Genomic DNA, 24,232 nt, shown 5'->3' with positions numbered 1-24,232 from the left:
TTTAATCGAGTACAGAAAGGATAGAATGTTGCAGCAGGCAAGGTGCCATGTGGTAAGTTTTAACCCAATATTCCCAGGAGATAGATTCATCTGGGTTAATCACTGGATGGACGAGGCCGTTTTAAAAGAGCTTAGATCTGCAAGGGCCGTTATCTTGCCCCAGGCCATATCCCGGGAATTTTATTTTTTTGTAAAGGCAATATGCCCAAATACCTTTCCAAACTATGATATTAGGTTCAAGTGGGAGGGAAAGGTGGGCGATGCAATGCTTTTTTGGTCCTTAAAGGCCCCTCATCCAAAGACTACAGTTTTCCCCAGGCTTGTGTCCCTCCTTGGCGACCACGAAGAGATGGGAAAGCCACCTTTCAGCCTTCCTCCAATGCCATTTGTAATAAAGTCAAATCATGGAGGAGAGGGCAGGGGGACCTGGCTTATAGAGGATCAAGAAGGGCTTAATAAGGTTATTGAGATATTGAAGAAGGAGGAGTTTCAAGGGCGTTTTGGATTTGTTATCCAAGAATATATTGAGGGGATTGACAGGACCTTGAGAGTCGTAGTCATAGGTAGCCATGTAGAGAGCTATTGGAGGGAGGCCGCCTCCGGCGCCTTTTACTCAAATCTGGCCCAGGGTGCCAGGGTCATAAAGGGCGAAGACCCACATTTGGTAAAAAAAGGAGAGGAGATGGTTGTTTCCCTGTGCAAAAAGACGGGAATTAACCTTGCGGGATTTGATGTGTGTTTTAGAGGAGAGGAACCTCTCTTTTTAGAGGTGAACTATACCTTTGGAAGGACGGGGCTTGGCGGATCCGAGCGTTTTTACAAAATATTTAAAAAAGAGGTTGAGGCCTGGCTCGATTCCATTGCTTGCTCAAGGGACGTCTTTAATTAGATTCTTTTTGGGAAACATCTTGATGTAGAGGAAGCCAGAGAGTCCTGCCATAGCAGGTAATAACAAGACTTCAGGCACCTGGTGATTTTCCGGGTTTATTAGGGATAGTGAGGACAGAACTGCTAGGAATTGGTAGCCGATCCTTCGAAATCTGCTTATCTCCATAAAGATATAGATATTGATCACGGGCACCACAAGGGCGAGAATGGCATAGATGTCGAACCCTCCAAAGGAAAATGCCATTGCCACCTTTCTTGCGGTAATAAAGGCCAGGAGGCCTAAGAGAAAAAAGTTTATAATGACGTATTTCTCTTTGTCTTTTGGGTCAGGCATATTGTTTAGGTAAAAGAGGAGCTTAGCAGGCTCAACTTCATCCTTCAGTATTTTGACAATCTGGCGTCTGGATTTTCCCTTTTTTAAAAGACCTTCGATCTTTTTTTCAATATCGTCTCTCAACATCGTCTTCCCCTAGAATATCAGTTGTTTTCATCAGAGATTATGAGGTGTTTCAGGACTTTTGTATGCAGTTTCCGTGTTTGGGCACTGCCAACCCTTTTTTTTATGCGCTTCCATATAACGGGATCGGTCATAAATTTATGGCAGTCTGCACATACTCCCATCCTGTTGATTTTAGACATTTCTTCTCTGTTAAATGGTCGCGCTCCATCATGGGATGTAGACTGAAGCTGGGTTCCGTTTTCATCTACGATTTGATCAAGTCCAAATGGTATGGGGATGCCGTTTTTCTGAGGAATAAAGGTCCCAGTCCCAAGCCCCAATGCCTTTTTATTGCTATGGCAAGATTCACAGCCCCTGGCCTCCTTTCTTATGGTGTGCGGCTGTAGCGGGTTTGAGGATATACCGGAAATGCCTTCTGAAGTGGTAAATACATAGTTTGTGAACTTGGAGTTACTGCCTGGTCCGATCTGAGTAAATATGACTTGGCAGCCAGGGATGAAGGGGGCAACCAATCCTTCGCTGTTGATTCCAAGTGTTGGGTCGTCCCATCTAAGATAGGATCGAGTCTCTCGCCATTTAAAGGCAGATTGCGCCAGGTAGCCCCGCTCCCCAGCCTTTGAAAGGTCAGCAGACCTTTTTGATTCAATCCAGTCCTTTGCCTTTTGGGAAAGGTCCTGCTGCACATGGCACCCATAACACTGAGGTGCCCATTTGGCATGGCAGGCATAGCATTCAAGTTTTTCGAGATGGCCGGGAATTCCCATGGCAGTCTTTGCCATATCATTATTGGAGTTCAGAATCTCTTTAATCTGTGGGATGACATGTATCTTGCCATCAATTTTACCTTGAAGGAGTATTTTACCCTTATCTTCCCATATCCATGGAATTCTCTTACCTCTGGAGGAATAAAGGGTGCTTTTCTGGGTCAAGGTCCCGTGGCAGTCTGTGCACTCAATCTCCACTGCCTGTTCTTTCTTGGAGTAGATGTTCCCATCTCCATGGATGTCATTTTGGGTATGGCAGTCAATGCAGGCCATTCCCCTTTCATAATGGATGTCTGGAATAAGATAGTTATAGTATTTTCCGTGAAGCTTTTTACCTCCTTTAGCTCCAGCAGTCCTGCTCCACGGAGCACCATAGCCGTCTGATTCCATTGTGCCTATGAAATTTGTACCTATCCTATCACCTCTGTTGTGACAGTGAAGGCATTGGAACGTTGGGATCTTAGAAGTAATCCGGTGAGTTATGGGCCTTCCAGGCCGATCCTTTGAAATGGCCTGATCATTACCCTCATACAGTCCCTGATCTGAATATAGTACATGACATGCTGCGCATCCACTGGCCCTATAGTCTCCGGGCCTTTCTTCTCCCCTGGACCATACGTGACATCTGAGGCATTCCGCGCGCAGATAGTCATCAACAGGGTGGTTCCTGTTAGTCAATGGCCTCTTTGGGTTAAAGCGTGGGAGTTTATTCAAGTTGGTAAGTGCTCCATGTTCAGAGGGGATATCCTTATCAGTGTCGCGCACGTTGTACGTGCCATAGATGGCCCTTTTGGTATTTTGTGCTCCCCATGCCCACCTTGCTCCACTAATAATTCCAGCGCTGGTAGCATGAAGACTCTTTTTAGAGGAGAGAACTATATCGTAGTGGCAAACTCCACATGTCCTGTCTACAACTCTGTAATCCGAGGGATTGGAAAGAAGCCCGTCGTGGGCCATTTTCATGTCTATTTCTTTAGGATCTCCTTGATGACAGAATTCGCACGGCAGATCCTTCATAGGCGGGGTGTCTATGATAGGCTCTATACCTTTATGGCACTCGATACAGGAACTGTCAGCACAGCAAATTCCGTAGGCTACAAAAATTATGAATATTGTATAACCTATTTGCCGCAATATTTTTTTGCTTTCCATATGAATTATTTCTACCCTGAAATAAAACACTTGGCAAATAGCTTGCTAAAGTTTTTTCTTGGAATGAAAGGATAAGATGATATATTCTTTAAAAATAAAGATTAATTGAAAGTCGTTTCAAGGGGTTGGCCATGATAACAACTATTGAGGAGTTAAAGACAAAGAGGGAGCTCGTTAACAAGATCGATTGGACAATGACCCCTGAAAAGGCAATAGATATGTACCTTGAGTGGGGAGCGGGATGGTCTAGGGGAAATGAGTTTGCAAGGAGCGGAGATGAAGACTCCATTTACTTTGTCATTTATGATTGGGAAGAGCCTCCAGGGGTCACTTTGATTAGGCGAAATTCAAAAGAGGTTGAAGAGATCGCAAAGATCGAGGTCCCCAGAGAGCTGGTGGAGTCATCCATAGAGGAGGCAGGAAGGAGGCCAGGTGTTGGGGTATACCCCTTAAATCAGGCCCTCAAGGAATGGCTGAGTAATGCCCTCGATGCCCCATCACCCCCAGTTGAAAAAGATTAGGTATTATCCCATCCCTTGAGCCAGGCTATGGTGGCACCATGGCCTCCTCTTTCTGGAGGGGCAGTGAAGTACGAGATGACAAAGTCAAATTTTTCCATTAAGGCATGTACTGTTCGTCTAAGTTGGCCCTTACCCTTACCGTGTATTATACGAACCTCGAGGATCCCGCGTTTTCTGCATTCATTAAGATAGTCCTCTAAGAGGGGTTTGATCTCCTTTGGATTAAAGGTGTGGAGATCAAGTTCGTCTTCTATGGGTAAGATTACTGGTTCGTTTTCTTGCATATATACACAATTTTTGTTTATTATGGCTAAAAAGTAGGATATTTCCTGCCTTATTGCAAGGAGGATGGATTGGTGCAAAAGGGCACCCTGGCTCGTGTGACAAAGACTATATGGGGCCATTCCTTTGATGAAGCAAAGGGGCTTAAAAGATTTCTATTGCTCATATTCAGAGTCATATACATAGTGACCATTGAATTTAGAAAGGATGCAGTCACCCTAAGGGCCAGTGCTCTTACCTTTACAGTCATACTTTCCATGGTTCCCTTTCTTGCAATGGGCACTGCTGTGTTAAAGGGGCTGGGGGCCGGAGACAAAATCAGAGAGGCAGCCTATGCATTTATCGATCAGCTTGCCTATCAGGAGGCCCCAATCATTCCCCATGAAAATGGGACAACCACTTTTTCAAAACACCTCAAGACCATGGCAGATACAGTGTTTGACTACGTGGACAATACAAACTTTGCAGCCCTTGGGGCATTCGGCTTAGTGGGAATGCTTTTTTCCGTTATATCGCTATTTGGGACCATTGAATCCGCAATGAATGTGATCTGGCGTGCAGCAAGTGGGCGCCCCTTTGGAAGGAAGGTCATGGACTATTTGGCGTTACTCATACTCCTACCCTTTGCTGTGAACGTTGGCCTGGCAGTTATGGCATTTCTTCAAAGTCCCAAATTTGTAGGCATCTTACACAGGTTTTTCCCAGCACCATGGATTGGTACGCTTTTATTAAATTTATTCATGTTTTCGGTGATTGCTTCCACCTTTACAGCGATGTACAGATTCCTCCCCAACACAAAGGTTCCATTCATACCTGCACTTTCAGGAGGAGTGATCGGGGCGTTGGGCTGGATCTTTACACAGGCGGCATATATAAAGTTACAAATAGGGGTAGCAAAATATAATGCCATCTATGGCTCTTTTGCTACCTTGCCCCTGTTTCTCCTGTGGTTGTATGCTGGTTGGATAGTATTTCTGGTAGGGGCAGAGATTAGTTATGCAGTCTATGCGTTGCCACGCTATAGGCCTGGCCACGATCAAGCACTCATGCCATTGGAACGGGCAGCCCTTTCAGTGGATATACTCATAGAGGTGTTCAAAGACCTTGCTAATAGGTCAACTCCTAGGCTGGACCATATTTCAAAAAGACTCAGGATCCCAGAAGATCAACTTGAATCTATTGTGATGGCCCTCAGTAAATCAAAACTTCTTGTGGTCAATAATGAAGACCGTGAGGTCTATCCCAAGGGGCTTCCTAAAGATATTGAGGCATTTGAGGCGATTGATGCAGTACTTGGAAAGGAGACACCGGATAGCATTGGAGGCAGCCTAGTCAAAGAAGCAAGGCTAGGGGCAAAGGAGAAGTTGAAGGGAAAGACAATAGATACAGTCCTTTAGTTAATATCTTACTTTTTCATTATTCTGATTAGAGTGTCTTTTAGTTGTAACAGAGTAAATGGTTTTGAAAGGACTTCGTTGACACCAGCTTCAGTAAGGGCCTGTTTTCTGAGAGCAGCTATGTAGCCGCTAGAGATTATGATAGGAATATTTTTTTCTATCATCCGCAGGGCCTTTGAGAGGTCCGTGCCATTCATTTTTGGCATTACCTGGTCTGTGAATACGAGGTCAAAGCCTTTAGGGGCTTTCTTAAATGTATTTAATGCCTCATTTGGATCGGTAAAGGCCTGGACAATGCATCCGAGATGATTAAACATCTTATTTGTAATAACGAGATTCATCTCATCATCGTCAACGAGCATGACCCTTAGCCCCAAAGAACAGGGCTGGGTTTGACTCCATTCCTCTATCTGAACCTTGCCTTCGGCCTTTAGTGCGGGAAAATAGCACCTAAAAGTGGCGCCTTTACCCTCTTCACTATAAACAGTCACCATTCCGTTGGCATTTTTAAGAATATTGTGGACCACGCTAAGACCTAGGCCAGTTCCCTTTCCTTCTTCCTTAGTAGTAAAATACGGATCAAAGATCCTGTGGAGGAAAGATGCTGGAATGCCTGGACCATTGTCGCTGACGCTGAGTCTCACATGGGGACCAGGTTTTAGGCCTGGATGTGTGCGGGCACTGAATTCGTCTACTTCTATGTTTTCAAGGGTTACCTCTATGCGGCCCTGTCTGTCTCCAATGGCCTGATAGGCATTTATTACCAAGTTCATTATAATCTGGTGGAGATGTACTGGGCTGAGGAAGATCTTGGGAGTGTTCTGATCGATGTCCTGAACAATATTTATGTTATCTGGTACTGCGGCTCTCAGGAGTTTTAAGGCCTCTTTTAGGATCGGGACGGGATTTATGAGCCTCTTAGGCTCATCTTGCTGTCTGGAAAAGCTTAGCAGTTCTCCCACCAATTCCTTTGCCCTTGTTGCGGCCTTTAGGATCTGGTCAACTTCCTCTAGAAACTCCCCTTCTTTGTGGGGGAAAGTCCTCAAAAGTTCTGCATATCCGATGATTGGAGTCAGTATGTTATTGAAGTCATGGGCGATTCCCCCAGCCAAAACCCCTAATGCCTCGAGTTTTTGGGCCTGAATGGTACGGGCCTCTATGAGGCGTTTTTCACTGATATCCCTCAAGACGTACACATAGTATAGGCCTTTTAAAGAGCTATCGGTAAATGGAGTGATACTCGCGTCCATTTCAATACATGTACCGTCTGCCCTTTTTAGCCTTAAGGTACCCCTCCTGACATTTCCGTTGACTATGAATCCGTGGACGCTGTCCTTGGAGGCGGTTTCTGGAAGGTCTTCATTAAAAATTATATTGCTGAGGTTTATTTTCAGAAGTTCATCTGTTCCATGGCCTGTAAGGTCTTTGAATGAATCATTGGCATACACGATATCTCCGGAGGCACTAGTTATGACTACTGCCTCGTCTACCTTTTGAAGGGCAGTGGACAAGAGGTGTTTTTGGCTTTCAAGCTTCCCAAAAAGTTGTTTGGCCCTATTTTTAAGGGCCAAAAAAGTAATAATCCGTGATTCAACCTCTGTCTTTTCAAAGGGAAGACGTATGCAATCGTGAAAACCCTTTTGAATGTATAGGCTTATTAGCTGCGGATTCCACAATGCCACGAGCATGGGGAGGAATGATGGACATTTTTGACAAAAGTTCCGGGATCTGTTGTGGGATTCTAGGATTGAAGCATGGTGTTCGTCCATAATGGCCATATCAGGGAGTAGACTTGGCCTATTTGCCCCACTTTCAAAGGCTTCAAAGTCCTGGACAAACTCATGGCCCATGCCCAGAACTATGGATTTAATAGTTTCAAAGGGCTCTCCAGGTAAAAAATAAAGGCCTATTTTACTCTTTGGTGCTATCAATGCCGTATTGCCCACCAATACTACTTTTTTAAAAGAACGGTTAAAAAATTTTAAACCCAATATAGCTCATAGGTTTTTTGTTAGCAAGCGATGGAGAGTGCTAAAAACAGACAGGCTGTCATTTACGCTGGTATGTCCCAATAAGCTCTGCCCTTTCTATAATGTGGCCCTTCATTGCGGATTCCAGGGCCTTTTTGTCGGAGATTTTTAGATCAGGCAGGACAGTATCAAGGGCATATAGCTTAAAAAAGTAGCGGTGGCGTCCTATAGGCGGGCATGGACCACCGTAGCCAGTACGTCTCCAGTCGTTTTTACCATGAAGGGTCCCTTTGGGAAAGGTGCTTATCCCCTCTTCAAGGCCTTTTGTCGTAGGAGGGATGTTGTAAAGGAGCCAGTGGACCCATGTCATTTTCGGGGCCTTGGGGTCTGGGGCATCTGGATCATCGACGATGAGGACCAGCGACCTAGTGCCTTCTGGGAGGTCATCCCATGATAGGGGAGGGGAGATGTCCTGACCGTCGCAGGTGTATTTTTCAGGTATTTCTCCCATGTGATCAAAGGCCGCGGATTGAAATTTCATGTGAGATCTCCTTTCCCCCGAGGAAACGGGGTGGCAAGTTACGATCAAAAGGACCGTAAAAAAGACGACCGTTATGGAAAGCTTGGTTATATCCTTAATTCTTCTACCCTTTTATATCCCTTTTGTCGCAAAAAATCCCGTATGCCGTCAACAACTTTTTTACCGCAATCGGGAGAAATTAAGGTGCCAGTCCCTATTTGAATAGCGCTGGCCCCTGCCATAAGGAATTCTATTGCGTCTTGCCACTGGGTTATCCCGCCGATTCCAATGACGGGTATTTGAACTGCCCGACTGACCTCCCAAACCATCCTTAGAGCAATGGGTTTTATTGCAGGACCAGAGAGGCCTCCAAAAGTATTTCCTAGTACAGGCCTCTTTTTTTCTATATCTATGGCCATTGCTAAGAAGGTGTTCACGAGGCTGACGGCATCTGCCCCTGCATCCTGGGCGGCCTTGGCAATGACTGTAATATCTCCAACATTCGGGCTAAGCTTCACGATCAGCGGGAGCCCTGTCTCATCTCGGACTGCCTTGGTTACGGCATGGGTCCCCTCAGGGGTCTTGCCAAACGAAACGCCCCCTTCTTTTACATTAGGGCAGCTAATATTTACTTCGATTGCCGCGACACCGTCTGCTTTGTCGAGGATGGCTGAAAGCCTTTTATAGTCGTCGATGGAGTTTCCGAGTATGTTAACGATGGTGGTAATGCCCTGTTCCCGTAACCACGGTAGTTTTTTTTCGATAAAGGCATCAATTCCTATGTTTTCCAATCCGATTGCGTTCAACAGTCCACACGGTGTCTCGATAATCCTAGGTGGAGGATTGCCAGGGCGAGGTTCAAGGCTTATCCCTTTAACGACAATTGCCCCAAGGGCCTTGAGTTCGACTAGATCGGACAACTCAATACCGTATCCACAGGTTCCTGATGCAAGGACTACAGGATTTTTAAGGGATATTGGGCCAAGCGTCGTGGTAAGGTCAGGCGAAAATTTCGTTTCCATCGAATACTGGTCCATCCTTACAAATATGTACTATTCTGTTCTTACCTTCAAAGGCACATCCAAGGCATAGTCCAACACCGCATGCCATGTTGGCCTCAAGGGAAAGCTCCCATTTTATCCCATAACGGGTAACAATCTCAGAAATGGCCTTGAGCATGGGTATTGGACCACAGGTCTGTATAAGACAATTCCTGTGATTTTTTACTAAACTCTCAAGAGCAGTAGTAACGAGTCCTTTGATACCAACAGAGCCGTCCTCACTTGTTATTTCAATGTGGGTTATGTCCTTTTGAAGAATATCAATCAGGGCCGGAAAATCCTCTTTTGAGCGGATCCCAATTATACATTTGTGTGGTGCCTGTTTTGATTGCATTTTTTTAGCTAGAAATATGATTGGGGCTATTCCTAGCCCTCCGCCTACAAGAAACCTTTGTTCATCCCAAATAGTGTTAAAGCCATTACCAAGCGGGCCTAAGACCTTGAGGAATTCTCCGTTTTTTATTTTTGACAGTATTGAAGTTCCACGTCCCACCACCCTGTAGAGTATGTAAAAGGCGTCACGGGATTCATCTGTCCAGGCAATAGAAAAGGGCCGCCTTAGGAGGGGATCTTTTGAATCTCCCCTATTGACAGAGATCATAACAAACTGGCCGGGCCTGGCCCCAAGTGCGATCTCCTTTGACTCAAGACATATGAGATAGACTTCTGGGCCCATCTTTTCGTGGTTTAACACCTTGCACCACTGGTCTTTTCTGAGCACCTAGCCTCCTTAATGGTAAATTCTAACAGGATTAAGCATTATTCACTTGACCTAGGTTTTTCTAGCGTAAGCGCATCCTTTAATGAAAGAAAGTCATATCAATAACAGTAAAGCAAAATAGTATTAGGCTTACAAGACCATTTAACGTAAAAAAAGCAAGATTCATTTTTGATAGATCGTTTGGACTAACCACTCTGCGTTGAAGTATAAAGAGGATTGAAACCCCAAAAAGGCCTATGTAGTAGGGAAGCCTGAGATCTGCCAATAGTCCTACAGCTAAGAATAGGAAAAAAGCAATGACGTGAAATAGTGATGAGATAAAAAAGGCGTTTTTTACCCCAATTGCAGCTGGTATAGAATGGAGACCTGTTTTTTTGTCGAATTCTGTGTCGAGGCAGGCATAGAGGATGTCAAAGCCCGCTACCCAAAACATGACTCCAATGGAAATGAGTATTGGTAGAAGAGAGATGCTACCCTTTATGGCGATCCATCCTGCTGTGGGTGCTATGCCAATGGCAAGTCCGAGAAATAGATGGCACAGTGGGGTAAAACGTTTTGTGTACGAATATGCGAGTAGGACTATATAAACCCACGGAGACAGTTTAAAGGCCATGGGATTCAACAGGTATGCTGAAATGAAAAAGGCAAGGCTCGATAAAATAACCATGGCCCAAGCTTCTTTCTTTTTAACTGCACCTGTAACAAGGGGTCTTTCTTTGGTCCTGGGATTTTTTGCATCAAATGGAAGGTCAACTATGCGATTAAAGCCCATGGCAGCAGTCCTTCCACCTACCATTCCAAGCAAGATAAGAAGGCTCTCTTTTAACGGAGGGATCCCCCCTTGAGCCAAAAACGCCCCTAGGAATGCAAATGGTAGGGCGAAGACTGTGTGTTCAAATTTTATCATTTCCAAAAGAATTTTTATACGTCTTATAATCCCGTTCATGCCTTCTTGTTAACCTTAAGTTCTTCCAGTTTCAAGCCCTTAAAGATAGGCTTTCACAAAGCGCTGGGTGGACTGTTATAGAAGATGACAAAGGATTGTCTGTGTGTGTCTGGGCCCAGATAAGCTGACACTATTTTGCAATAGGTTAGAACCAAAATTGATACATTACCCTAAAGCGCCAGTCGTTTTCCTTTACGCTATCAAAATCAGCTGCAGTCATACCAACCTCTGCTGCCTCTGCATTAGATGCATCTTTTATGTTTCTTTGAAGAAGGGATACATCCATGGTGATGTATTGATTGAATCCGTGGAAATAGTAGTTAATACCCAGGACAAATTGTTGCATATAGTCTTCTATCCCCATTTTTCCGTTTGCCAACTGTACCAGGCCTAAGCCACTTTGAAGTGAATTGAGGGGAGTGTTGCCTTCAAGCCTTTCCAAATAGGCGTATTTGAAAACCGCTTCCCACTTTTTTGGTACAAAAAAGTATCCGATGTTGGCCCTTAATGCCCACCTATCCCATGTTTCCTGTGTGCCTTGTCAGGGGCCTGAATAAATTCTTCCCATGCCCATTCGATATCTGAGGAGAATCCTAGATAACGAAACAGGACTGTTATATCAAAGCCATAATTTTCTGTATCGTGTCTTGCACTATTTTCGTTTCCATTTAGATCGAAGAATTTGTTCACACGATCTTTTGCCCAAAACGTAGAAAATACTGTTGCCAAGGCAGGGACCTTGTTAAAGCCATAGTCGCCCTGCATAAAATAATTATTGAATGTCTTGGACCCCATCGGTCCTCTTGGATCTGAACCTGGCAGCCAGTTTATGCCAATCCTCGCGCTGTATAACTTATCTGCACTGTTTATATCTCGATTTCCTTGGGTATCCCTTCCGTTAAAATAACCGAGCCAATAGCATAAAAACTGTTTCTTAGCCATGAAATCTAGATATCCGTTTAATAAAATTCCCTGAGACCTGTAATTTAACATACCTCCAATTGGGAATCCGTTTGAGAGTATATGGCCACCAACCCTCAAGGTCGGAGTTCCACCGTCAAAGGGCCAGTAGCCTTCACTATCATCCGTAAAAATGGTCCTACTAGTACCGTTTTGTTTAAATCCACTCTGCCAATATTCTATTCCGAGTCCTGGAATCTTCATTCGGCCAAACTGGACCATGAATTCTTTGTGTTTTTTCCATATTACAAAGGCGTCGTGGACATTTACCCTACTTTTGGGCTCAAGCTGGACGTGCACGTAGTATTTCCAGTCTCTGTTCGGGGCTGTACCGTCTACGAAGAAGCGAAGGCGGCGCATGTTAAAGGAGCTATAGTTTTCCTCAGCCCCGTTTATGTCTTCGTCTCTGTCCATGTAGGTATATCTAAACTGAATGCCTGTTCTAAACCTAAATTTGTATTCATTTCCGGTTCTTGCATCTTTGTAATCTATTCTAAAACCGTTTTTCCAGTAGGCTTTTGCGTTGGATGAAGGTTTTGATGCCTCTTTTTTTTCTAATTGTTCAATCCTTTGCATCAACTGTCTTACCTGGGCCTTCAATGCATCTATTTCATCCTGTTGAGAGGCCCTTGCTAATGGTAAAACAGGAGCAAAAAACAATGTAATAATGACTAGTAGCATGAAAAGTTTAAAAATGCTCTTAATTCTGTATAAATTCTCCCTCATAATTCCTCCTCTCTTTGTTAACAGATACACACAGACAAGTTTATTCTCCGCGCCAATTGCAGAAAAGCCTAATTTTCAATTCTCAAAATATCTGTAAGGCGCTGTTAACGTAGGAACTTGCAAGCCCGGCAGAGTATATATATGTACTTTGTGCATAAATCAACTATTTCTTGCAGGCGACTATTTGCAAATGAGAGAAAAAATTTAGCTTCCGCTTTTGCTGTAAACAGTAATTTTTCTCATGGTAATGCGCCTCTATTTTTTTTGTTTTGTCTTTTTACAAAGCAAGACAGATGCCAAAGATGGGAAAATAGATTTTTAATAACATCATAACCTATTGCTTTTATTTATAATACTTAGGTGGAGCACAGATTAAAATTGCAACAAACGCTCTCGAGTTATGGCCCTCGTTTATGAAGGGAAAAATTCGCTTTTGTAATATGTCTGACAATTTAGTTAGGCCTGACTCAGAAGGCGACTAAAATATAAAAGGAGCTGGAACTTGAGAGGCTTTATTAGAAATCTAAGCTTATGGAGGCATCTCTAGACCTGGCTAATGCCCTCAAAAAGGTAGTGTTCATTTTATTTAAAGGTACCCCTATGGTAGTGAATAAAAAAGGCCGTAAGGGTGTTGCCATAGATAGAATCTTTGGCCCTAATATACCCTCTTGAGGATGACATCAGCCTTAGAGTAGATACAGCCTTCTAAATATAGTTTGAAACTTGAGGCCCATTTAAAATTTAAGTCTATATTCTTGCGTAATTGTTTAAAAAATTTATTTTCTGATTTTCGAAAAGGGATAGAGGTTTGATAGTTGATCTCTGTTGGGTCAATGAAGAGCCTTTTCTGGTAAATTGTGTTATATTAATTTCTCCGATATCTGATGTGCTCAATTTAGGTTGAATAAAATCCTTTAATAGAGTAATAAAAGAGGAATTTTTTTCAAAGGAGACGAGGCAAATTGGCGTGTAAGGCTATTAGAGGCTTTAAGGATATATTGCCGCCTGAAACAAAGGTCTGGCAATACATTGAAGAGACGGCTCGGTTCAATTTTGAAAACTTTGGTTTTTCTGAAATCCGGACCCCCTTACTTGAAAAGACAGAAGTATTTCAGAGAGGTATCGGGGAATTCACCGATATCGTAGAAAAAGAAATGTATACATTTGAAGATAGGAATGGAGACTCTGTTACTCTTCGTCCAGAGGCTACTGCTGGGATAATCAGGGCATATATAGAAAATAAGCTGCAAGCCCGATCCAGTGTTCAAAAGCTCTATACCATTGGGCCAATGTTTAGATATGAAAGGCCTCAAAAAGGACGGCTTCGCCAGTTTCACCAGATCAATGCCGAAGTCATCGGCAGCGATGATCCACTTTCAGATACCGAGGTAATCTGGGTGGCATGGACCATTTTGAATGACCTTGGCATAGAAGACGTCAGGCTTGAAATAAATTCTCTAGGGTGTCCAAAGTGCAGACCAGGTCATCGGAAAGATCTGGTACTCTTTCTTGAAAACAACTCTGAAGAGCTTTGCCCTGACTGCAAGCGAAGAATGCGTTCAAACCCTTTAAGGGTCTTTGATTGTAAGAAAGAGTCGTGTAAAAAGGCATTGCTCCTTGCACCTGTAATAAAGCATTATTGGTGCCCTGAATGTTCTGAACACCTTGGCCAGGTCCTAGATAACTTGGAGACCCTTCAAATTCCTTTTGTGATAAATCCTTACCTCGTAAGGGGGCTTGATTATTACCAGAGGACTACCTTTGAAATTAAGGCTGCTCACCTTGGAGCCCAGGACACAGTGGCCGCTGGAGGCCGTTATGATGGTCTCGTAGAACAGCTAGGTGGTCCCAAGGTCCCTGGGGTGGGAATGGCCATCGGTGTGGAGAGGGCCCTATTGCTCATAAAAGATTTTGAGGATGAGCATGGCATAGATTGCTTTTTTGCTGTGCTGGAAAAAGACGGTCGAGAGTACGCCCTTGAATGGATGAAGGGATTGAGAGAAAGCGGGCTAAAATGTGATACTGTCTACGGAAAAAAGAGCTTAAAGGCCCAGTTAAGGAACGCTGACAAACTGAATGCGCGCTATGCTATAATTATTGGTGAAGAAGAAATCGATGAAGAAGAGGCTATCCTCAGAGATATGCTCACCCATGAGCAGGTCCGTATCCCATTTGATAACGTAGTTGAAGAGATCATTAAGAAGGTTGACGAGGAAGAAAAGAAAAAGGCTCAAGAGGAGGAGGCAAAATAAATGGAATCTCTAAATGGACTTAAACGTACCCATGACTGTGGAACGCTTAACGAATCATACATCGGAAACGATGTGGTGCTCATGGGGTGGGTACTCAGGCGGAGAGACCATGGAGGCGTAATATTTGTTGATCTGAGAGACAGGGAAGGCATAACCCAGGTGGTGTTCGATCCACAGATACATGAACCATCTCATGAAAAGGCCCAGAGGCTCCGCAGTGAGTATTGTATAGCTGTTAAGGGAAGGGTGAGAAGGCGCCCTGAAGGCATGGAAAACCCAAAGTTGAAGACAGGCTTTATCGAAGTGGCTGTGAATGAACTGAGGATCTTGAACACATCAAAAACACCACCATTTCCACTGGATGAAGAGGGGGCTGTTTCTGAAAACTTGAGACTGAAATACCGCTATATGGACTTGAGGCGTCCATGGATGCTCGAGGGATTGAGGCTTAGGCATAAGGTATGCCAGCAAATGCGGAGCTTTTTAAATAATAAAGGATTTATTGAGGTTGAGACACCTATTCTTACAAAGAGCACGCCAGAGGGTGCAAGGGATTATCTCGTTCCAAGCCGCGTGAATCCAGGAAATTTTTATGCACTTCCCCAGTCGCCACAGCTCTACAAGCAGATTCTCATGATAGGGGGTATCGAGCGATATTACCAGATTGCAAGGTGTTTCAGAGATGAAGACCTAAGGGCAGATAGGCAACCAGAGTTCACACAGCTTGATCTTGAGATGTCGTTTGTCGAAGAAGAAGACGTTATGGGGCTTATGGAAGGGCTCATATCCCACCTGTTTTCAGATTGTCTTGGATTGGAGCTAAAGACGCCTTTTAAACGCATGACCTACGATTATGCCATGGACCACTATGGCACAGACAGGCCAGACATACGTTTTAATATGGAATTCGTTGATATTACAGATGTTGCTAAGGGTTGCGGACTTAAAGTCTTCAAACAGGCAGCAGAATCTGGAGGGGTCGTTAAGGTAATAAATGCCAAAGGCATGGCGGGGCTTTCCAGAAAGGAACTTGATGATCTTACAAATTTTGCAATTGATCTCGGTGCAAAGGGGCTTGCCTGGGTCAAGATAAAAGATGATGGATCTTGGCAGTCTCCAATACAGAAGTTTTTCTCCGATGGAGAAAAGGCTCAAATTGCTGAAAGGGCAGGGGCAGAACCAGGTGATTGCCTCTTCTTTGGTGCTGACCAAAGAGATGTGGTGTTTAAGGTCCTGAGCGAAGTGCGACTTAGACTAGGCGCAATGGCAGGTCTTATCAAAGATGGGCAGTATTCGTTTGTATGGATTACTGACTTCCCTCTTCTTGAATACGATGAAGACGAGGGGAGGCTGACCTCAATGCACCATCCATTCACCTCTCCAAAGGAAGAAGATCTGGATCTTTTAGAATCTGATCCATTGAAGGTCCGTTCCCGTGCATATGACTTGGTATTAAATGGTGTGGAAATTGGAGGAGGCAGTATACGTATTCACACAAAGGAACTTCAAGAAAGACTATTTAAGGCATTATCAATAGGTGAAGAAGAGGCAAGAGAAAAATTTGGATTCCTGCTTGAGGCATTGGAATATGGCGCTCCACCGCATGGGGGAATTGCATTTGGTTTGGATAGGCTTGTTATGCTCATGGGAGGAAGGGAGTCAATAAGAGACGTAATAGCGTTCCCAAAAACCCAGAAGGCACAGTGTCTAATGACTGGTGCTCCATCAAACGTGAGCATGGAGCAACTTGCCGAGCTTTACCTTAGGATAATTAAGGAAGCATAAAAAAGGAGAAAGACTCATGGCAAAATGGAATGAGAATAGGGGATTACTGGATCATGAACATACAGAATTCTGGAAGCCTCGTCTTGAAAATCCAGAAAAACCAAACCTCATGCGCACTATTTTCCCATATGATAGTGTGCCTCGTATAGACTTCGATCATAAATATGTGATCCCAAGCCCGTGCAAAAATATGCTCATAACCGATACGACTTTTAGGGATGGTCAACAGGCAAGACCCCCATATTCAGTAGATCAAATTTTAACTATTTTTGATTTTCTTCACAGATTAAGTGGACCGAAAGGCATAATAAGACAGGCCGAATTCTTTCTTTACACCAAAAAGGATAAAGAGGCAGTAGAACGCTGCAGGGAAAGGGGCTATAAGTACCCTGAAATTAGTGGTTGGATCAGAGCAAAGGCTGAAGACCTCAAATTGGTCAAAGAGATGGGGCTCACCGAGACTGGGATCTTAACCTCTGCTTCTGACTACCATATCTACCTAAAACTCAAGAAAGACAGGGCCCAGGCCATGGAGTCCTACCTGGCAATCGTTAAAGCAGCCCTTGAGCTTGGAATCCGTCCAAGGTGTCATTTTGAAGATATTACCAGGGCAGACATCTATGGATTTTGCGTGCCCTTTGCAATAGAGTTGATGAAATTACGGGAAGAGTCCGGGATAGATATAAAGATCAGACTCTGTGATACCATGGGCTATGGCGTACCATATCCTGGAGCAGCACTTCCAAGAAGTGTGCCTAAACTCGTTAGGACCATGATTGAAGAGGCGGGAGTCCCAGGAGAACTTCTGGAATGGCATGGACATAATGACTTTCACAAGGTCTTTGTAAATGCAATTACCGCATGGCTTTATGGGTGTGAGGCCATAAATGGTACGCTATTTGGATTTGGAGAACGTACTGGAAATGCCCCAATTGAGGCAGTTCTCATAGAGAGGATAGCACTTAGGGGAACAGAAGACGGGATTGATACCTTGGCTATTACAGATGCCGCCCGTTACTTTGAAGAAGAACTCGGTGTCCACATACCGAAGAATTATCCATTAGTAGGAGCAGACTTCAATGCTACAAGTGCAGGCATACATGTTGATGGCCTCCTCAAAAATGAAGAGATATACAATATCTTTGATACCAAGAAGATACTTGGAAGGCCGATATCTGTCGTCATTTCAGATAAGTCCGGCACAGCAGGTATAGCCCATTGGATTAATTCACACCTCCATCTTGAAGGTGATAAGGCGGTTGATAAACGCCATCCCGGCGTTGTGAAGATTTATAAGAAAATAATGAAGGAATATGAGGCCGGCAGGGTGACTTCCATTAGTAAAGGTGAAATGGAGGCCCTAACAAGGCGATATCTTCCGGAGTTGTTTACCTCTGAATTTGAAAAGTTTAAGCAGAAGGCAAGGGAACTTGCTTCACATATTGTAGCGGAACTTGTTGACCGGGAAGAAATCAGGTCAATGGATCCAGAAAAGATTGAACCCGTCCTTAAGGAAGTGCTCGAAGAAGATCCATTTATACAATTCCTTTATGTTACTGATATTGAGGGTAAAAAGATCACAAAAAATATCACTCACATCGAAGACAAGGCCAAGTATGCCACATTTAAGCTCGATGATGATTTTTCCAATAGGCCATGGTTTATTGGCCCTATAAAAGACGGAAAAATCCATGTAACTGATGTTTATACTTCAAAGATCACTGGTGCCCTTTGTATCACTGTTTCTGGTCCCATTAGAAATGATGAAGATGAAATAATTGGAGTACTTGGAGTAGACATCAAGTTTGAAGACCTCACAAAGATGGAACAAGAAGCTGAAGAGGACTGAGACAGGGGCCATTAGAAAAAAATGGAAAGATCGGGCATCGGTTGCCCTGGTCTTTCCGAATTTCTATGAAGTGGGGATGGCAAACCTCGGATTTCAGAGGGTATATGCCATCCTCAATTCCTTTGATGAAATTGTATGTGAGAGGCTCTTCTGGGAAGGTGACAGGGCCTCAAACTCCATAGAGTCTGGGAGGCCACTAAGGGATTTTGATCTAATCTGCTTTTCAATAAGTTTTGAACTGGATTATCTAAAAATCCCCAGAATCCTTGAAGAACAGGGTATTCCTTGCTTTTCTAAAGACAGATCAGATGCCTTTCCTCTGGTGTTGGCCGGTGGAATTGGCCCAAGTTTGAATCCTGAACCCATAGCACCCTTTATAGACGCCATATTCATTGGAGAGTTTGAAACCTGTGCAGAGGCATTCCGTAATACAATCCCCACGCTGCTTGATACTGATCAGCCCAGGCAGAGGCGACTTTTAAGACTGATTGAGGAGGTTAATTCATTTTATGTCCCGTCGTTATATGAGCCAAAATATGAGGCTGATAGAAGCGTTTCTCATTGGGACATAAAGGCTGGAGCTCCTTTCCCTATAGAACCTTCTTGGACTAAAGAATTAAAAGAAGCACCAAAGAGTGTAATTACTACCCCCCATTCTATTTTTGGGAACATGCAATTAATCGAGGTTACTCGTGGGTGTGGCCAGGGATGCCGTTTCTGTGCAGCGGGGTTTGCATATCGTCCTGCAAGACAGTGGAGAATCGATACGGTTAAAAGGACTATTGAGACAATTGGTAGTGAGGTTGAATCTGTCGGTCTTATTGGGCTTGAATTTGCAGAGGATGACACTATTGCCGAAGTCGTTGATCTTGTGGAGAGAAAGGGACTGAGACTTTCTTTTTCCTCGCTTCGGGCAGATCGTATTACAAAGAGGTTTTCCCTCTTTTTGAGAAAATCAGGTGCAAAAGTAGCAACCATTGCCGCAGAAGCTGGCTCTGAACGTCTTAGAAAGACTATCAATAAGCGACTGAGAGAAGACGATATTCTAAGGGCTGCGGAATATCTGTCGTGGGCAGGAATTCCGAATCTAAAGATGTATTTTATGCTCGGACTGCCCGAAGAAGATGATGATGACATTCTAGAGACTATAGGTCTTATCAAAAAGGTACGAGACATAATGGCTACCTATGGGAGATCTAGAGGTAGACTAGGGCGACTCACTGCCTCCTTTAGCACTTTTGTTCCAAAGCCATTTACTCCCTTTCAGTGGGAAAAACAGGAAGATCCAGAGAATCTCAGAAGGAGACGTGCCCTTCTAAAAAAGGGATTATCTAAGATTTCAAATGTGAAGATTCAACTTGATTCTATTAGAGAAGCTCGGTTGCAGGCAGTTTTGAGTAGGGGAGACAGAAGGCTAGCCAACGCGATTTCATTGGCCAGTAAGAATGGCATTGACCTTGAAAAAGCTGTTAAGGAAACAGGTGGAGATTTCGATAAATATCTTACTGGAATACCAGATAAAGAAAATATGCTTTCCTGGGAGATCATAGGTTCTAGGGTGAAACGAAAATATTTAAAATCGGAATATCTGAAAGCCGTTAAACAGAAGGAGACACCGAGGTGTAAATTTTCAGGATGTATTCTTTGCGGTGCGTGTAAAATGACCTCTGCGGAGTAATAGTTATGATTGAGAACAGTTCTGAAGAGCTTGATCTCAAAAAAGAAGCTGTGGAAGACATTACTGAGTGGATTCTGAATACAATAGAAGAGGTCAATACAGAAAGTGGATATTGCCTAAAGGTGGCAATGGATCTCCCTCCTATAAGCAAGGCAGAACCCAAGATCCTCGTATCTGCAATTGAAGGTATCCTTGCTCATTATAACATACAGATCCCCTCTGATATCAGACAGGAACTATTGGAAACTCAGCAACATGAAGCAGTGTTTCTTGCTCCAGCCTTGGGAAAGGATCTCAGACCAAGGACCGTTTCAATCAATACAAATGCGGAAATAAGGGCCCTAATTATAAGGGGTGAACCACCTATAGACGGACTAGACGGAAAAATCGAGGTACACTTTGATTATAATGAAAAACCAGGCAAGTTTTTGCCAGATGGAACAATCGATTTCCGCACTATTAATAAGTTTCCCCAGGCCTATGCCGGTCAAATTCTCCTAACTATCTATGAGCCTACAAACGGTACTCCAGGGACTGATGTCGAAGGACGCTTGATTCCACCTAAGATAGGACATGCCTTTGAAGTCGATGTAGGAGAAGGTATCGAAGTAAGAAGGGATTATGATGATGAAGAAAAACGGCATTTATATGAATACCTGGCAGATAGGTCAGGGATTATCATCTGTGATTTTGAAAATGATATAAGAGATGCATATCACTTGAGGCAGATCGAGGTCCGCAATCGACTCATAGTCAGAAATATCGATTTTAGCACTGGAAATATTGGAGACTTGATTGAGGAGGTACGTTGTGTAGCAGACGTTATAGTGGAAGGGGATATTAGGGGTAATTTTGCTGTTATTATTGATGGAAATTTAGAGGTTAAAGGGGCTGTTGAAGGGGAGAGGATAGATGTCTCTGGTGAACTCAAGGCAGCTTATATAAGGAGTTCTGTAAAGGTAGGGAAAAAGATTGAGGCATGGACTGCATTAAATGCAAGACTTAAGTCAGATGAATTCGTTTTGATCCGAAGGGAAGTAGCTCGGTGTTTAATCATTAGTCCTATTGTTGTGATGCAACCTAAAGGGATACCAGTGATTTTAATCGGACAGTGTGACGTGGCCGCACGACGTCTCTACATAGATAGATGTGAAATAAGAAGCCATTTAAACGTAGAAATTGGTAAAGACCTTTTTGACGAGCTTGATCAGGTATTTCAAAAAAGAGAGATGCTAAAGAGATCGATTGAGAGCCTTAGAGTTGAGCTTAAAGATAAGGCAATGATATTCCTTGAAAAGATAAAAACTATAAAAAATGCTTTTGGTAATCATAAGGACCGAGAGTTTGAATTTCTTAAGGACCTTGGCACACGATTATTAAAGGGTGAAATTGGATTTGAAGAGGCCATTTTGCAGTTAAAACAATGGGGGAAAATAGAAAATAACGTGAATCTTCCCTTAGTTAAGGCCCTAAAGTCATTCATAGATACAAAAGAGAATGAAGCTAGAGTTACTCAAGATTTGGAGGCAATTGAGATTCAAAAGAAGGAGTTGGAACAAGAACTATCACGCATGGAGGTGAGGGTAAAAGGAATTCTAAAAGGATGCGGCTGTTTGAATATAAGATGTAATGAACAGAGTTTTAAATGGTACGCAGATGCATCCAGCGAAAGGACTCAGATAACTATTCAATTAAATTACATTCCAGGCCAGGGTATGGTAGCGAGTGAGCTATGATGATTCACTTTCTTTTTTTTCTCGTCTGAGTCTGAGTTGAAGTACCTGCTTTTGAAAGATGTGCTCAATCAATCTTTCCCTGTCTGTTTCGGTAATCCATATGAATTTTATCCCTATCTTGTAGCCATCTTGAATTTTTTCAGTCCTAACCACACGTCCAAAACATCTGAAAAAATACTGTTCAGGTAAGAGACCTATGTCTAATTGTAAAATTTGTCCCTTTTTTATCTCTTCTTTAGAGGTGAATGCAATTCCAGATGCACTCATATCCACGAGAACTTGCTCTTCAGGGAAATTCTTTCTCATTCTGATATTCAAGAGATTTATAATCAGATTTAATTTTGTATCTATGACCTCCAAGGCCTTTGCCAAATTTTCATCTTTTTCCCTCAACTTCCTTGCGGGTACGTCTATTTTTGGTAATTCCCATTGAAGAGAAAATTCTTCAAATGGTTGCTCAATACCTTTGAGGACCTTCTCTTCAAGTTGCTGATATTCTGTCTCTTCTATGAATTTTATCTTGAAGAGGATCTTGTCAGTAATTCTGATATGGGCCCTTCTGTCTTCTGGTCGCTGTTCCTTCATTCTACTTCTCCCACATTCTTACTGTATTGATACTGGGGCTGGCATTATTTCTTGGTCCTTTAAAGGACCGCCTGTTATGGGTTTGACATCAAATTCTTCTGGATTTTGAGGCTGCATAAAGATGATTTCTACACGTCTATTCTTTTTTCTGTTTTCAGGAGAATCGTTGGGCAGTCTGGGTCTGCTTGGACCATAACCAATTGCAGCTAGCCTGCTAGGAGCTATAGTCCCATCCTTCAAGAGGTACGTTACCACTGTTGCGGCCCTTGCAGCTGATAGATGCCAGTTTGATGGATACTTATTGCTTTGAATGGGGATGTTATCTGTATGTCCTGCTACAAGTACTTCTCCAGGGACTTCTTCTATTATCTTTCGTATCTTATCAAGCTTTGGTTTTGCAGAAGGAATGAGTTCTGCGCTTCCAGGAGGAAATGTCAACTCATCATTGAACCTTAGTATTACTCTGTCGTTAAGGGCCTCGATTTCAATTTCACCTTTTATCAGTTCAAGCTTTATTGCAGATTTTATTTTCTCGAGGATTATGTCCACAGTGAAGACTGGGTTAAACTCTCTGGATACTATATCTATTCCCTTTGGGATTTCATATGTGATCTCACTTTTTTGTACACCAAATGCATTTCTTAAGGACCCAGATACCTCTTTGAACATGGCAGGATCCATAGTACTAAACGATAAAAGGAGCACAAAAAAGCACAGAAGGAGACTCATAAGGTCTCCAAAGGTAACCATCCATTTAGGTGCTCCTGGAGGACATTCGCACTTTTTTCCCATTGTTTTTACCCCTCTTCACTGCCTCTTTTCTTGGGGGGCAGGAAGGTCTTTAAGAGTTCTTCGAGTACCCTGGGATTGAGACCCTTTTGAAGCCCCAAGACCCCTTCTACCACAAGTTTTTTGTTGAGTTCTTCCTCTTGGCTCCTCCTCTTTAACTTGTCACCAATTGGTAGTGCTATAAGATTGGCCATGATTGCGCCATAGAGAGTTGTAAGAAGTGCGACAGCCATGGAAGGACCAATGCTTGCAGGGTCCTTCATATTGCCGAGCATGTTGACCAGACCTATTAATGTCCCAATCATACCAAAGGCAGGGGCCGCATCTCCAATGGCTGCAAAGATATTTTGGCCAAGGCCATGTCTTTCTAGGGTTAGATCAATCTCTTTATTCAATACGTCTTCAATAAATTCTGCCTCGTGGCCATCTACGCAGTACATAATAGCCTTTTTGAGAAATGGGTCACTAACCGGTTGTTTTTCAAGCTTTAGGAGTCCTTCTTTCCTTGCGATATTGGACAATGTAACAAGTTCTTGAATGATTTCTTCCGGTGGTTGAGTCTTGGCAAAGAATGCCTTCATTGCAACGCTTATGCTATTGATAACGTCTGAAAGTGTAAATCTAATTAGAGTAGCAGCAACAGTACCACCTATGACAATCAGTATAGACGGAACGTCTATAAATGCGGTAATACTGCCGCCTAAGAATATAGCTGTAATGATCAGGATAAAACCAAATACAAGCCCAGCAACAGTGCCTATATCCATATTTTACTACCTCATGAGACCTAAATTTAGCTTTGTATCTATTTCTTTATCGGCAACATTGGAATCTTCTTAAAACAAAATTATATCAAAATTGGGTATTTTAAATACTGTGGCTTATCATTATCTGTAATTTTTCATGAGAACTTGAATGATGTTTGTATATTCTTTTCCCGTGAAAATACCCGTTGGGGTAATACGCCTAATATAAGAGGTAGAAGGCAGAAGGTAGAAGGAAGAAGCAAGCCCTGCCTGTACAAAAGCCAGAGGCCCTACCTTCTACCTCTCCTCAGCTTCTTCCTTCTACCTTCTTCTTATTCTAATTTTCATCCACGAGGGTGACGAACCAGGCCGTCATGAAAGTTTAAAAAAATTATTTTCTTTGGCCTGGTCGACACATAATTTGGTTTTATTCTCATCTCTTGA

At 43.2% G+C, this 24,232-nt stretch carries 22 protein-coding genes; 9 read left to right on the top strand and 13 right to left on the bottom strand.

Features of this window, described 5'->3' with window-relative positions; genetic code table 11:
• The first annotated feature begins 25 nt into the window (after positions 1–25).
• A complete protein-coding gene (locus tag DBT_RS05835; RefSeq protein ID WP_067617675.1) occupies positions 26–889 on the top strand; it encodes an ATP-grasp domain-containing protein in 864 nt (287 codons plus the stop codon).
• Here the strand turns inward: DBT_RS05835 and DBT_RS05830 are convergent.
• A complete protein-coding gene (locus DBT_RS05830; protein WP_067617672.1) occupies positions 869–1,348 on the bottom strand; it encodes a hypothetical protein in 480 nt (159 codons plus the stop codon). The genes DBT_RS05835 and DBT_RS05830 overlap by 21 nt on opposite strands.
• A gap of 17 nt (positions 1,349–1,365) precedes the next feature.
• Positions 1,366–3,264, bottom strand: coding sequence for a hypothetical protein (locus DBT_RS12465; RefSeq protein WP_141674226.1), 1,899 nt, complete (start codon positions 3,262–3,264; stop codon positions 1,366–1,368).
• A gap of 131 nt (positions 3,265–3,395) precedes the next feature.
• Between DBT_RS12465 and DBT_RS05815 the strand changes: the two genes are divergently transcribed.
• Complete coding sequence (locus DBT_RS05815) at positions 3,396–3,785, top strand: DVU0772 family protein (RefSeq protein ID WP_067617663.1); 390 nt, start codon at positions 3,396–3,398, stop codon at positions 3,783–3,785.
• Here DBT_RS05815 and DBT_RS05810 read toward each other — a convergent pair.
• The gene (locus tag DBT_RS05810; protein ID WP_067617793.1) at positions 3,782–4,069 is read right to left on the bottom strand and encodes a Smr/MutS family protein; all 288 of its coding nucleotides are present in this window, start codon (positions 4,067–4,069) and stop codon (positions 3,782–3,784) included. The genes DBT_RS05815 and DBT_RS05810 overlap by 4 nt on opposite strands.
• A 72-nt stretch (positions 4,070–4,141) precedes the next feature.
• Between DBT_RS05810 and DBT_RS05805 the strand changes: the two genes are divergently transcribed.
• Positions 4,142–5,464: a YihY/virulence factor BrkB family protein gene (locus DBT_RS05805; protein WP_067617660.1), complete on the top strand. Its 1,323-nt coding sequence runs from the start codon at positions 4,142–4,144 to the stop codon at positions 5,462–5,464.
• 8 nt (positions 5,465–5,472) lie between these two features.
• On the opposite strand, the gene DBT_RS05800 is transcribed toward DBT_RS05805, so the two are convergent.
• The 7 genes from DBT_RS05800 to DBT_RS05770 form a co-directional block, all read right to left on the bottom strand.
• On the bottom strand, positions 5,473–7,455 hold the full coding sequence (locus tag DBT_RS05800) for a hybrid sensor histidine kinase/response regulator (RefSeq protein ID WP_067617656.1): 1,983 nt from the start codon (positions 7,453–7,455) through the stop codon (positions 5,473–5,475).
• Positions 7,456–7,513: 58 nt separating this feature from the next.
• On the bottom strand, positions 7,514–7,975 hold the full coding sequence (locus tag DBT_RS05795) for a YbhB/YbcL family Raf kinase inhibitor-like protein (protein WP_067617653.1): 462 nt from the start codon (positions 7,973–7,975) through the stop codon (positions 7,514–7,516).
• 86 nt (positions 7,976–8,061) lie between these two features.
• A complete protein-coding gene (locus DBT_RS05790) occupies positions 8,062–8,976 on the bottom strand; it encodes a dihydroorotate dehydrogenase (protein WP_067617650.1) in 915 nt (304 codons plus the stop codon).
• Positions 8,954–9,736: a dihydroorotate dehydrogenase electron transfer subunit gene (locus tag DBT_RS05785; protein ID WP_083186659.1), complete on the bottom strand. Its 783-nt coding sequence runs from the start codon at positions 9,734–9,736 to the stop codon at positions 8,954–8,956. The genes DBT_RS05790 and DBT_RS05785 overlap by 23 nt, the downstream gene beginning before the upstream one ends.
• A 79-nt stretch (positions 9,737–9,815) precedes the next feature.
• Positions 9,816–10,682 carry a 4-hydroxybenzoate octaprenyltransferase gene (locus tag DBT_RS05780; protein WP_067617647.1) on the bottom strand — a complete coding sequence of 289 codons (867 nt, stop codon included), beginning with the start codon at positions 10,680–10,682 and terminating at the stop codon, positions 9,816–9,818.
• Between the two features lie 145 nt (positions 10,683–10,827).
• A complete protein-coding gene (locus DBT_RS05775) occupies positions 10,828–11,061 on the bottom strand; it encodes a hypothetical protein (protein WP_141674225.1) in 234 nt (77 codons plus the stop codon).
• Positions 11,062–11,186: 125 nt separating this feature from the next.
• On the bottom strand, positions 11,187–12,368 hold the full coding sequence (locus tag DBT_RS05770) for a porin (RefSeq protein WP_067617640.1): 1,182 nt from the start codon (positions 12,366–12,368) through the stop codon (positions 11,187–11,189).
• Between the two features lie 531 nt (positions 12,369–12,899).
• Here DBT_RS05770 and DBT_RS12075 point away from each other — a divergent pair.
• The 6 genes from DBT_RS12075 to DBT_RS05745 all read left to right on the top strand — a co-directional run bounded on the left by DBT_RS12075 (position 12,900) and on the right by DBT_RS05745 (position 21,668).
• The gene (locus tag DBT_RS12075; RefSeq protein ID WP_153304050.1) at positions 12,900–13,040 is read left to right on the top strand and encodes a hypothetical protein; all 141 of its coding nucleotides are present in this window, start codon (positions 12,900–12,902) and stop codon (positions 13,038–13,040) included.
• 290 nt (positions 13,041–13,330) lie between these two features.
• Positions 13,331–14,620 (top strand): histidine--tRNA ligase, encoded by a 1,290-nt coding sequence (gene hisS, locus DBT_RS05765; protein WP_067617637.1) that lies wholly within the window; start codon positions 13,331–13,333, stop codon positions 14,618–14,620.
• On the top strand, positions 14,621–16,405 hold the full coding sequence (gene aspS / locus DBT_RS05760) for an aspartate--tRNA ligase (protein ID WP_067617634.1): 1,785 nt from the start codon (positions 14,621–14,623) through the stop codon (positions 16,403–16,405).
• A gap of 16 nt (positions 16,406–16,421) precedes the next feature.
• Positions 16,422–18,254, top strand: coding sequence for a PDC sensor domain-containing protein (locus DBT_RS05755; protein WP_067617631.1), 1,833 nt, complete (start codon positions 16,422–16,424; stop codon positions 18,252–18,254).
• Positions 18,211–19,932, top strand: a complete 1,722-nt coding sequence (locus DBT_RS05750) for a radical SAM protein (RefSeq protein WP_083186658.1) — start codon at positions 18,211–18,213, stop codon at positions 19,930–19,932. The genes DBT_RS05755 and DBT_RS05750 overlap by 44 nt, the downstream gene beginning before the upstream one ends.
• Positions 19,933–19,937: 5 nt before the next feature.
• Entirely contained in the window at positions 19,938–21,668 is a 1,731-nt protein-coding gene (locus DBT_RS05745; RefSeq protein ID WP_067617628.1) for a flagellar assembly protein A, read from the top strand.
• On the opposite strand, the gene DBT_RS05740 is transcribed toward DBT_RS05745, so the two are convergent.
• Genes DBT_RS05740 through DBT_RS05730 form a run of 3 tightly spaced genes read right to left on the bottom strand, consistent with a single transcriptional unit; the run spans position 21,663 to position 23,809 of the window.
• On the bottom strand, positions 21,663–22,253 hold the full coding sequence (locus DBT_RS05740; protein ID WP_067617625.1) for a PilZ domain-containing protein: 591 nt from the start codon (positions 22,251–22,253) through the stop codon (positions 21,663–21,665). The two genes, DBT_RS05745 and DBT_RS05740, sit on opposite strands and share 6 nt — an antisense overlap.
• An 18-nt stretch (positions 22,254–22,271) precedes the next feature.
• Positions 22,272–23,045 (bottom strand): flagellar motor protein MotB, encoded by a 774-nt coding sequence (locus DBT_RS05735; RefSeq protein WP_067617621.1) that lies wholly within the window; start codon positions 23,043–23,045, stop codon positions 22,272–22,274.
• Positions 23,046–23,050: 5 nt separating this feature from the next.
• The gene (locus DBT_RS05730) at positions 23,051–23,809 is read right to left on the bottom strand and encodes a MotA/TolQ/ExbB proton channel family protein (RefSeq protein WP_067617618.1); all 759 of its coding nucleotides are present in this window, start codon (positions 23,807–23,809) and stop codon (positions 23,051–23,053) included.
• Positions 23,810–24,232 lie beyond the last annotated feature (423 nt).

Source organism: Dissulfuribacter thermophilus, assembly GCF_001687335.1.
GTDB lineage: Bacteria > Desulfobacterota > Dissulfuribacteria > Dissulfuribacterales > Dissulfuribacteraceae > Dissulfuribacter > Dissulfuribacter thermophilus.
The sequence above is the reverse complement of the archived record's forward strand: the minus strand, read 5'-3'. Positions and strand labels throughout refer to the sequence as shown.

Bases quoted from the DNA above. Each gene is read 5' to 3' on its own strand.
- DBT_RS05835 (WP_067617675.1), top strand. From the start codon at position 26: ATGTTGCAGCAGGCAAGGTGCCATGTGGTAAGTTTTAACCCAATATTC.
- DBT_RS05830 (WP_067617672.1), bottom strand. From the start codon at position 1,348: ATGTTGAGAGACGATATTGAAAAAAAGATCGAAGGTCTTTTAAAAAAG.
- DBT_RS12465 (WP_141674226.1), bottom strand. From the start codon at position 3,264: ATGGAAAGCAAAAAAATATTGCGGCAAATAGGTTATACAATATTCATA.
- DBT_RS05815 (WP_067617663.1), top strand. From the start codon at position 3,396: ATGATAACAACTATTGAGGAGTTAAAGACAAAGAGGGAGCTCGTTAAC.
- DBT_RS05810 (WP_067617793.1), bottom strand. From the start codon at position 4,069: ATGCAAGAAAACGAACCAGTAATCTTACCCATAGAAGACGAACTTGAT.
- DBT_RS05795 (WP_067617653.1), bottom strand. From the start codon at position 7,975: ATGAAATTTCAATCCGCGGCCTTTGATCACATGGGAGAAATACCTGAA.
- DBT_RS05790 (WP_067617650.1), bottom strand. From the start codon at position 8,976: ATGGAAACGAAATTTTCGCCTGACCTTACCACGACGCTTGGCCCAATA.
- DBT_RS05780 (WP_067617647.1), bottom strand. From the start codon at position 10,682: ATGAACGGGATTATAAGACGTATAAAAATTCTTTTGGAAATGATAAAA.
- DBT_RS05770 (WP_067617640.1), bottom strand. From the start codon at position 12,368: ATGAGGGAGAATTTATACAGAATTAAGAGCATTTTTAAACTTTTCATG.
- DBT_RS12075 (WP_153304050.1), top strand. From the start codon at position 12,900: ATGGAGGCATCTCTAGACCTGGCTAATGCCCTCAAAAAGGTAGTGTTC.
- aspS (WP_067617634.1), top strand. From the start codon at position 14,621: ATGGAATCTCTAAATGGACTTAAACGTACCCATGACTGTGGAACGCTT.
- DBT_RS05755 (WP_067617631.1), top strand. From the start codon at position 16,422: ATGGCAAAATGGAATGAGAATAGGGGATTACTGGATCATGAACATACA.
- DBT_RS05745 (WP_067617628.1), top strand. From the start codon at position 19,938: ATGATTGAGAACAGTTCTGAAGAGCTTGATCTCAAAAAAGAAGCTGTG.
- DBT_RS05740 (WP_067617625.1), bottom strand. From the start codon at position 22,253: ATGAAGGAACAGCGACCAGAAGACAGAAGGGCCCATATCAGAATTACT.
- DBT_RS05735 (WP_067617621.1), bottom strand. From the start codon at position 23,045: ATGGGAAAAAAGTGCGAATGTCCTCCAGGAGCACCTAAATGGATGGTT.
- DBT_RS05730 (WP_067617618.1), bottom strand. From the start codon at position 23,809: ATGGATATAGGCACTGTTGCTGGGCTTGTATTTGGTTTTATCCTGATC.